Below are 9,228 nucleotides of genomic sequence, written 5' to 3'. Positions count from 1 at the left end.
ATCGTCGCCAAGGCCAAGGCCAACGGCTTGAAAGTGATTGCCGTGGATGACCGTTTTGTCGACGCCAAGGGCAACTTCATGGAGGACGTGCCGTACCTGGGCATGGCCGCGTTTGAAGTGGGCCAGAAGCAAGGCGCCGCCATGGCCGCCGAAGCGAAAAAACGTGGTTGGGTCTGGAAGGACACCTACGCGGTGATCAACACCTTCAATGAACTCGACACCGGCAAGAAACGCACCGACGGCTCGATCAAATCCCTCGAAGAAGCCGGTATTCCCAAGGACCACATCCTGACGGCTGCACTGAAAACCCTCGACGTCCCCGGCAGTATGGACGCCACCAACTCGGCCCTGGTCAAGCTGCCCAGCGGTGCGAAAAACCTGATCATCGGCGGCATGAACGACAACACCGTGCTCGGCGGCGTGCGCGCCACCGAAAGCGCCGGCTTCGCTGCGGCCAATGTGATCGGTATCGGCATCAATGGTACCGACGCCATCGGCGAACTGAAGAAGGCCAACAGCGGCTTCTTCGGCTCGATGCTGCCGAGCCCGCACATCGAGGGCTACAACACTGCGTTGATGATGTACGAGTGGGTTACCAAGGGCACCGAGCCGCCTAAATACACGGCCATGGATGAAGTGACCCTGATCACCCGTGCCAACTTCCAGGAAGAACTGACCAAGATCGGGCTGTGGAAATGACGGCGGCGGCCCTGCGTTTCGACGCTATCGGCAAAACCTTTCCCGGGGTCAAGGCGCTGGACGGCATCAGCTTCACCGCCCACCCGGGGCAGGTGCACGCCTTGATGGGCGAGAACGGTGCCGGTAAGTCGACGCTGCTGAAGATCCTCGGCGGCGCCTATATTCCCAGCAGCGGCAGCGTGCAGATCGGCGCGCAGACCATGGCGTTCAAATGCGCCGCCGACAGCATCGCTAGTGGCGTGGCGGTGATCCACCAGGAACTGCATCTGGTGCCGGAAATGACCGTCGCCGAAAACCTGTTCCTCGGGCATTTGCCCGCGCGCTTCGGCGTGGTCAACCGGGGCCTGCTGCGCAAGCAGGCCCTGGCCTGTCTCAAGGGCCTGGCGGATGAAATCGACCCCGAGGAAAAACTCGGGCGCCTGTCCCTGGGCCAGCGCCAACTGGTGGAAATCGCCAAGGCGCTGTCCCGTGGCGCCCATGTGATTGCCTTCGACGAACCCACCAGCAGCCTGTCGGCGCGGGAGATCGACCGCTTGATGGCGATCATCGCGCGCCTGCGGGACGAGGGCAAAGTGGTGCTCTATGTGTCGCACCGCATGGAAGAAGTGTTCCGCATCTGCAACGCGGTGACGGTGTTCAAGGACGGCCGCTACGTGCGCACTTTCGATGACATGAGCGCGCTGACCCACGACCAGTTGGTGACCTGCATGGTCGGTCGCGACATCCAGGACATCTACGACTACCGCCCGCGCGAGCACGGCGAGGTGGCGCTCAAGGTCGACGGTTTGTTGGGGCCGGGTTTGCGTGAGCCGATCAGTTTTGAGGTGCGCAAAGGCGAAATCCTTGGGTTGTTCGGCTTGGTCGGGGCAGGGCGCACGGAGCTGTTCCGTTTGCTCAGCGGCTTGGAACGCGCCAGCGCCGGCAGCCTTGAGTTATGCGGGGAGGCCCTGCAACTGCGCTCACCGCGTGATGCCATCGCCGCCGGTGTACTGCTGTGCCCGGAAGATCGCAAGAAGGAAGGCATCATTCCGCTGTCCAGCGTCGCCGAGAACATCAATATCAGCGCCCGTGGAGCCCACTCTTCGTTTGGCTGGTTGCTGCGCGACGGTTGGGAAAAGGGCAATGCCGACCAGCAGATCAAGGCAATGAAGGTCAAAACCCCGACCGCCGCGCAAAAGATCATGTACCTGTCCGGCGGCAACCAGCAGAAAGCCATTCTCGGCCGCTGGCTGTCGATGCCGATGAAGGTGCTGCTGCTGGACGAGCCGACTCGTGGTATCGACATCGGCGCCAAGTCGGAGATCTACCAGATCATTCATAACCTGGCCGCCAGTGGCATTGCGGTGATTGTGGTGTCCAGCGACCTGATGGAAGTGATGGGCATCTCCGATCGCATCCTGGTGATGAGCGAAGGCGCGCTGACCGGCGAGCTGAGCCGCGATCAAGCGGATGAAGCACGCCTGCTGCAATTGGCACTCCCGCGTTCGCGGGCTTGAAGAATAAGAGGGTGTAGGCATGTCTCAGGTAAAAACTGCAAAGGGCTTCTGGCCGGGTTTCAACCAGCGCAAGTTTCTCGATGACTGGGTGATGCTGCTGGCGGCATTGGGCATCTTTGTGCTCAGCGCGCTGTTTATCGACAACTTCCTCTCGCCGCTGAACATGCGTGGCCTGGGCCTGGCGATTTCCACCGTGGGCATCGCCGCCTGCACCATGCTGTTCTGCCTGGCGTCGGGGCACTTCGACCTGTCGGTGGGCTCGGTGATCGCCTGCGCCGGTGTGGTGGCGGGGATCGTGATTCGCGACACCGACAGCGTGGCGCTCGGTGTATCCGCTGCATTGGCCATGGGTTTGGTGGTGGGGCTGATCAACGGCATTGTCATCGCCAAGCTGCGTATCAATGCGTTGATCGCGACGTTGGCGACCATGCAGATCGTGCGCGGCCTGGCCTACATCTTCTCCAACGGCAAGGCGGTGGGGGTGATGAACGAGGATTTCTTTGTGTTCGGCAACGGCCAACTGCTGGGCGTGCCGGTGCCGATCATCATCACCGTGCTGTGCTTTGTGTTTTTTGGCTGGCTGTTGAACTACACCACCTATGGGCGCAACACCATGGCCATCGGCGGCAACCAGGAGGCCGCGTTGCTCGCCGGGGTGAACGTTGATCGCACCAAGATCATCATCTTTGCCGTGCACGGCCTGATCGGCGCGCTGGCCGGGGTGATCCTCGCTTCGCGCATGACCTCTGGCCAGCCGATGATCGGCCAAGGGTTCGAGCTGACGGTGATTTCCGCCTGCGTGCTGGGTGGGGTGTCGTTGAGCGGCGGCATCGGCATGATCCGCCATGTGATTGCGGGTGTGCTGATCCTGGCGATCATCGAGAACGCGATGAACCTGAAGAATATCGACACCTTCTACCAGTACGTGATCCGCGGCTCGATCCTGTTGCTGGCGGTCATCATCGACCGCATGAAGCAGCGCTAGATCGAACACCTCCCACCTTTGGATCGCCACTGTATTGAGGGGCGGTATTTGCCATAATGCCCCCGCTTTCATACCTATAGGCCCGATATGCAGGAAAACGCCCACACCCCCGTCAAAGACGCTGCCCCCACCGGCACCCAGACCCTGCTGCGTGGCCTGGGCGTCGTGCAGGCGGTGGCGGCCGGAGCGCGGGATCTGAAAGAGATCGCCAGGCGCATCGGCACCACCCGCAGCACCACCCACCGCCTGGCCAGTTGCCTGGTGGAAGAGCGTTACCTGCGCGTGGTACCGCAAGTCGGCTACCTGTTGGGGCCGAAGTTGATCGAACTGGGGTTTCAGGCCCGCGAAGAGCTGCCGCTGGTGACCCTGGCGGTGCCGTACCTGGATGAGCTGTCGGCATTGACCGGCGACACCATCCACCTGGCCATTCGCGAATACGACGACGTGCTTTACCTGCACAAGAACCCTGGCCGCAACGGTCCGGAAATGCGCTCGCGGGTCGGCCATCGCATGCCGTTGGCGCGCACGGGCGTGGGCAAGGCGATGCTGCTGGATGACTCGGTGCAAGAGTGGCAGCGCTTGTACGAGACCAGCCTGCCCGCGGGTGGGAAAAACCTGCAATGGCCGCAGCATCCAGAACAATCCTGGGCGCAGTTCGAGCAGCGCATGCGTGAGTATGTGGTGGGCGGGTATGCGTTCGACCTGGAAGACAACGAACCGTCGATCCGTTGCGTAGCGGCACCGGTGCGCGATGCCAGCCGGCGAATCGTCGCCGGCATCAGCATCGCCAGTACTGTGCCCTACATGCCGCTGGAGAAAATGGCCGAGCTGATCCCTGTGATCAAACAGGTCGCAGCGCGGCTGTCGGCGGAGTTGGGTGCGAAGGCCTGATCAGACCTTCAAGGTCGCCATGTCGATGACAAAGCGGTACTTCACATCACCGGCGATCATGCGGGCGTAAGCCTCGTTGATCTGGCGGATGTCGAGCATTTCGATGTCGCAGGTGATGCCATGCTCGGCGCAGAAATCCAGGACTTCCTGGGTTTCGGCAATGCCACCGATCAGCGAACCGGCCAGCACTTTACGCCCCAATACCAGTTTGGCGGCGTTGACCGGTGGGTCCACGGGCTCGATCAGGCCAACCAGGATGTGCACGCCATCAAAGCGTAATACGTCGAGGTAGGGGTTCAGGTCGTGCTGCACCGGGATGGTGTCGAGCAGGAAGTCGAAGCTGCCGGCGGCGGCTTGCATCTGTTCGGCATCGGTGGACACGATCACATGGTCGGCACCCTGGCGGCGGCCTTCTTCAGCCTTGCTCGCCGAGCGGGTGAACAGTGTCACTTCCGCGCCCATGGCCTTGGCGAACTTGATGCCCATATGGCCCAGGCCGCCCATGCCGAGAATCCCGACTTTGTCGCCAGCCTTGACGCCGTAGTGCTTGAGCGGCGAATAGGTGGTGATGCCCGCGCACAGGATCGGCGCGGCGCTGGCCAGGTCGAGCTTGGCCGGGATCTTCACCACGAAGTGCTCGCTGACCACGATGCTGTCGGAGTAACCGCCCATGGTGTTGCTGCCGTCGACGCGGTCCGGTGTGGCGTAGGTCATGGTCGGGCCTTCGAGGCAATATTGCTCGAGGTCCGATTTGCACGCTTCGCAGTGACGGCACGAATCGACCATGCAGCCGACGCCGACCAGGTCGCCGACTTTATGCGCGGTAACGCTGGCGCCGACGGCGGTGACCTTGCCGACGATCTCGTGGCCCGGCATCAGCGGGTACACGGCGATGCCCCATTCGTTGCGCGCCTGGTGGATGTCGGAGTGGCACACGCCGCAGTAGAGAATCTCGATGGCCACGTCATCGGCGCGCGGGCTGCGGCGTTCAAACGACATGGGGGCGAGGGGAGTGGTGGCCGACTGGGCGGCGTAACCGATGGCGGTATACATGGCGAAAACCTCGCAAAAGCAGGGACAGATGAGGCGGGCCATTTTCCCCGTCACCCCCTGATGCGGCCATGGCGATTGCTCCGAGTCTCATGCCTATTCGTCCGGGAGTGCCCCCTGTTTGGATTCATCGGCGGCCAGACCTGCGATGATGCTCTCATCCCTTATTCGCGAAGTTTTTTGCCATGCTGTTGACCCGCCATGTTGATGCCAACGCCACGCTGGTTGCCCTGATCGAGGGGCTGACGTCCCGCGACGGTTTCTCCCCGACCCACCTGCCGGGTGTGCAAGTACTGCGCGCCAGTTGCGACGTGGCACGTGGCCCGCAGATCTACGAGCCGAGCCTGATGTTCGTCGCCCAAGGCAGCAAGGTCGCCTACCTGGGCCCGCGTACGCTGGAGTATGGCGCCGGGCACTACTTGATCCAGGCGATGCCGGTGCCGTTCGAGTGCGAGACATTCGCCATGGCGCCCGGTGCGCCGCTGCTGGGGGTGACTGTGGGCATCGACCGCGTGGTGCTGGGTGAGTTGGTGATGGCCATGGGCATGCAGGCCGGTCCGCCGCCGACCGCGCAAACCCTGGAGTCGATGAGTTCGGTGGTCCTGGATGACGCCATGCGCGGCTGCGTGGAGCGGCTGCTGCAGTGCCTGCACGATCCACTGGAAAGCCGGATCATGGGCCCGGCGCGGGTGCGGGAATTATTGTTCACCGCCTTGCGTGGCCCCCAGGCCGATGTGCTGCGCGCCTTGGTGGAACAGCAGGGGCAGTTTTCGCGGATCGCCACGTCGTTGAATCACCTGCATGCCCATTACGCCGAGCCGCTGAATATCGAGACGTTGGCGGGGTACGCGCATATGAGTGCGTCGACGTTTCACGAGCATTTCAAGCGTTGCACGCTGCTGTCGCCGGTGCAGTACTTGAAGCGTTTGCGCTTGCTCAAGGCTCAGCAGTTGCTGCTGGTGGAGGGCATGGGCGTGGCGCAGGCGGCGCACAGCGTGGGGTACCAGAGTACGTCGCAGTTCAGTCGCGAGTACAAGCGCTACTTCGAGCGTAACCCTGGCGAAGAGCGGGCTGCATAGTCATTTCAGGCAAGCCCCCTCCCACAGTTGACCGAGTTTGACTGCATAAAAAAGGCTCCCATTCGGGAGCCTCGCTTGGCTTACATATTCGGGTAAGTCGGCCCACCCGCACCTTCCGGTGTGACCCACGTGATGTTCTGCGAAGGGTCCTTGATGTCACAGGTCTTGCAGTGCACGCAGTTCTGGGCGTTGATCTGGAAGCGCTTCTCGCCGTCTTCCTGGGTGATCACTTCATACACGCCGGCCGGGCAGTAACGCTGCGCCGGTTCATCGTAGAGCGGCAGGTTGGTGCCGATCGGGATGCTTGGGTCTTTCAACTTCAAGTGGCACGGCTGCTCTTCTTCGTGGTTGGTACCGGAGATGAACACCGAACTCAGTTTGTCGAAGCTCAGCTTGCCGTCGGGTTTCGGGTAGTCGATCTTCTTGCTGTCCTTGGCCAGCTTCAGGCAGGCGTAGTCCGGCTTGGTGTCGTGCAGGGTGAACGGCATCTTGCCGCCGAGGATGTTCTGGTCCAACCAGTTGAAGCCGGCGCCGATGATCGGGCCGAACTTGTGCATCGCTGGGCCGAAGTTGCGGCTGGCGAACAGTTCTTCGTAGAGCCAGCTGGATTTGAAGCTGTCAACGTAAGCGGTCAGCTCATCACCCCCTTCGGACTCGGCAAACAGGCGGTCGGCCACGGCGTCGGCGGCGAGCATGCCGGACTTCATGGCGGTGTGGCTGCCCTTGATCTTGGCGAAGTTTAGGGTGCCCAGGTCGCAGCCGATGAGCGCGCCGCCCTTGAAGACCATCTTCGGCAGCGAATTCAGGCCGCCTTTGCAGATGGCGCGTGCGCCGTAGCTGATGCGCTTGCCGCCTTCCAGGTACTGGGCCAGCACCGGGTGGTGCTTGAGGCGCTGGAACTCATCGAAGGGCGACAGGAAGGTGTTGCTGTAGGACAGGTCGACGATCAGGCCAACGACCACCTGGTTGTTTTCCAGGTGATAGAGGAACGAGCCACCGGTGTTCTCGTTGCTCATGATGTCCAGCGGCCAACCGGCGGTGTGCACCACCAGGCCTGGCTGGTGCTTGGCCGGGTCGATTTCCCAGATTTCCTTGAGGCCGATGCCGTAGTGCTGGGCGTCGGCGTCGCTGTCCAGGTTAAAACGCTGGATCAACTGCTTGCCGATATGCCCACGGCAGCCTTCGGCGAACAGCGTGTACTTGCCACGCAGTTCCATGCCCGGGGTGTAGACGCCTTCTTTTGGCTGGCCTTCACGGTCGACGCCGAGGTCACCGGTGATGATCCCGCGCACCACGCCGTTTTCATCGAACAGTGCTTCCTGGGCGGCGAAGCCTGGGTAGACTTCCACGCCCAGGTTCTCGGCCTGCTGGGCCAGCCAGCGGCACAGGTTGCCCAGGGAGATGATGTAGTTGCCTTCGTTGTGCATGGTCTTGGGCACGAAGAAGTCAGGCACCTTGGTGGAGGTGTCGGCGCTGCGCAGCACATAGATGTCATCGCGCACCACGGGGGTATTGAGCGGGGCGCCGAGTTCCTTCCAGTCCGGGAACAGTTCGTTCAGGGCACGGGGTTCGAACACGGCACCGGAGAGGATGTGTGCGCCCACTTCGGAGCCTTTCTCGACCACGCAGACGCTGATTTCCTTACCGGCTTCGGCGGCCTTCTGCTTCAGTCGGCAGGCGGCAGACAGGCCCGCCGGGCCAGCGCCGACGATGACCACGTCGAATTCCATGTATTCGCGTTCCACAGGCTATCTCCTACTCAAGGCTCAACAGGCTTTTTTTCTAATGGGTGGAGGTTCGGTGTCGTGTCCGTCATCGCCGTGCGCAACGGCAGGGGATGACCCACCTGTCTCTCTAGGTGGCGCATTATATATAGACCACTGTCAGCGTCCAATACAAACGTTTGTTTGAATTGCCCGCAGGCTAGGTAAATCAAAGCAACGCGGCTTATGACTGGCCATTTTGCCGTATTGACCAGAATAGGCGTTCCGGTCAATATACGGTCGGTTTTGCACAGACCGTAGGCAGACTGTAGGTTTCAAGAGCACGTCCAAAAGCACGGCAAAGGCAAAACAGGTGACGCGCGTTTAATTGATGGCGCGCAGTTTACACGCCGCGATAAAGAATGACCTCCCAGTCACCACTGACGAACGGTCATCACTTCCCGTGAGCAAGGTCATTCGCCGCCGTTTTTGGAGGTGCCCTTGTGTGCCGATGAGCATCAACCGCCAGGTTCGCCTAGGCGACTTTCTTTTCACCGGAGAGTAACGAGGAATCCATGAAGGTTCTTGTAGCTGTCAAACGCGTTGTCGATTACAACGTGAAAGTTCGCGTCAAGGCGGACAATTCCGGCGTCGACCTTGCTAACGTCAAGATGTCGATGAACCCTTTCTGTGAAATCGCCGTGGAAGAAGCCGTACGCCTGAAAGAGAAAGGCGTGGCGACTGAAATCGTTGTGGTTTCCATCGGCCCGACCACTGCTCAAGAGCAGTTGCGTACCGCCCTGGCACTGGGTGCCGACCGCGCTATCCTGGTCGAGTCCGCTGAAGAACTGACCTCCCTGGCCGTGGCCAAGTTGCTCAAGGCCGTTGTCGACAAGGAACAGCCTCAGCTGGTGATCCTCGGCAAACAGGCGATCGACAGCGACAACAACCAGACTGGCCAGATGCTGGCTGCACTGACCGGTTACGGCCAGGGCACCTTCGCTTCGAAAGTCGAAGTGAGCGGCGACAAGGTTGCCGTAACCCGCGAAATCGATGGCGGCGCGCAGACGGTTTCCCTGAAACTGCCGGCCATCGTCACCACCGACCTGCGTTTGAACGAGCCGCGCTACGCGTCCCTGCCAAACATCATGAAAGCCAAGAAGAAGCCTCTCGAAGTGCTGACTCCGGATGCTTTGGGCGTTTCCACCGCCTCCACCAACAAGACCGTCAAAGTCGAAGCGCCGGCTGCACGCAGCGCGGGCATCAAGGTCAAGTCGGTGGCTGAACTGGTCGAGAAACTGAAAAACGAAGCGAAGGTAATCTAA

General features: G+C 61.3%; 8 protein-coding genes. 6 read left to right on the top strand and 2 right to left on the bottom strand.

Annotation, left to right across the window (positions count from 1 at the left end; genetic code table 11):
* The 4 genes from BB029_RS21625 to BB029_RS21610 all read left to right on the top strand — a co-directional run.
* The coding region (locus BB029_RS21625) for a substrate-binding domain-containing protein (protein ID WP_065939866.1) at window positions 1-699 on the top strand (699 nt) is incomplete at its 5' end.
* Complete coding sequence (araG, locus tag BB029_RS21620) at window positions 696-2,195, top strand: L-arabinose ABC transporter ATP-binding protein AraG (protein ID WP_065940719.1); 1,500 nt, start codon at window positions 696-698, stop codon at window positions 2,193-2,195. The genes BB029_RS21625 and araG, both read left to right, overlap by 4 nt.
* Window positions 2,196-2,214: 19 nt before the next feature.
* Window positions 2,215-3,180 (top strand): L-arabinose ABC transporter permease AraH, encoded by a 966-nt coding sequence (gene araH / locus BB029_RS21615; protein ID WP_065924819.1) that lies wholly within the window; start codon window positions 2,215-2,217, stop codon window positions 3,178-3,180.
* A gap of 87 nt (window positions 3,181-3,267) precedes the next feature.
* Entirely contained in the window at window positions 3,268-4,071 is an 804-nt protein-coding gene (locus tag BB029_RS21610; RefSeq protein ID WP_027603627.1) for an IclR family transcriptional regulator, read from the top strand.
* Here BB029_RS21610 and BB029_RS21605 read toward each other — a convergent pair whose 3' ends face one another.
* Window positions 4,072-5,124 (bottom strand): NAD(P)-dependent alcohol dehydrogenase, encoded by a 1,053-nt coding sequence (locus BB029_RS21605; protein ID WP_065940718.1) that lies wholly within the window; start codon window positions 5,122-5,124, stop codon window positions 4,072-4,074.
* A gap of 182 nt (window positions 5,125-5,306) precedes the next feature.
* On the opposite strand from BB029_RS21605, the gene BB029_RS21600 reads away from it, so the two are divergent.
* The gene (locus BB029_RS21600; RefSeq protein WP_027603629.1) at window positions 5,307-6,200 is read left to right on the top strand and encodes an AraC family transcriptional regulator; all 894 of its coding nucleotides are present in this window, start codon (window positions 5,307-5,309) and stop codon (window positions 6,198-6,200) included.
* An 80-nt stretch (window positions 6,201-6,280) separates the two neighbouring features.
* Here the strand turns inward: BB029_RS21600 and BB029_RS21595 are convergent, their stop codons facing one another.
* Entirely contained in the window at window positions 6,281-7,945 is a 1,665-nt protein-coding gene (locus tag BB029_RS21595; RefSeq protein ID WP_065940717.1) for an electron transfer flavoprotein-ubiquinone oxidoreductase, read from the bottom strand.
* Window positions 7,946-8,478: 533 nt separating this feature from the next.
* Here BB029_RS21595 and BB029_RS21590 point away from each other — a divergent pair.
* The gene (locus BB029_RS21590) at window positions 8,479-9,228 is read left to right on the top strand and encodes an electron transfer flavoprotein subunit beta/FixA family protein (RefSeq protein ID WP_065940716.1); all 750 of its coding nucleotides are present in this window, start codon (window positions 8,479-8,481) and stop codon (window positions 9,226-9,228) included.

Source organism: Pseudomonas sp. S3E12, assembly GCF_001702295.1.
Lineage (GTDB): Bacteria > Pseudomonadota > Gammaproteobacteria > Pseudomonadales > Pseudomonadaceae > Aquipseudomonas > Aquipseudomonas marginalis.
This window is presented reverse-complemented; position numbering and strand designations above follow the sequence as displayed.

What these genes read in the sequence shown, in the direction of transcription:
- araG (WP_065940719.1), top strand. Translation starts at nt 696, where the DNA reads ATGACGGCGGCGGCCCTGCGTTTCGACGCTATCGGCAAAACCTTTCCC.
- araH (WP_065924819.1), top strand. Translation starts at nt 2,215, where the DNA reads ATGTCTCAGGTAAAAACTGCAAAGGGCTTCTGGCCGGGTTTCAACCAG.
- BB029_RS21610 (WP_027603627.1), top strand. Translation starts at nt 3,268, where the DNA reads ATGCAGGAAAACGCCCACACCCCCGTCAAAGACGCTGCCCCCACCGGC.
- BB029_RS21605 (WP_065940718.1), bottom strand. Translation starts at nt 5,124, where the DNA reads ATGTATACCGCCATCGGTTACGCCGCCCAGTCGGCCACCACTCCCCTC.
- BB029_RS21600 (WP_027603629.1), top strand. Translation starts at nt 5,307, where the DNA reads ATGCTGTTGACCCGCCATGTTGATGCCAACGCCACGCTGGTTGCCCTG.
- BB029_RS21590 (WP_065940716.1), top strand. Translation starts at nt 8,479, where the DNA reads ATGAAGGTTCTTGTAGCTGTCAAACGCGTTGTCGATTACAACGTGAAA.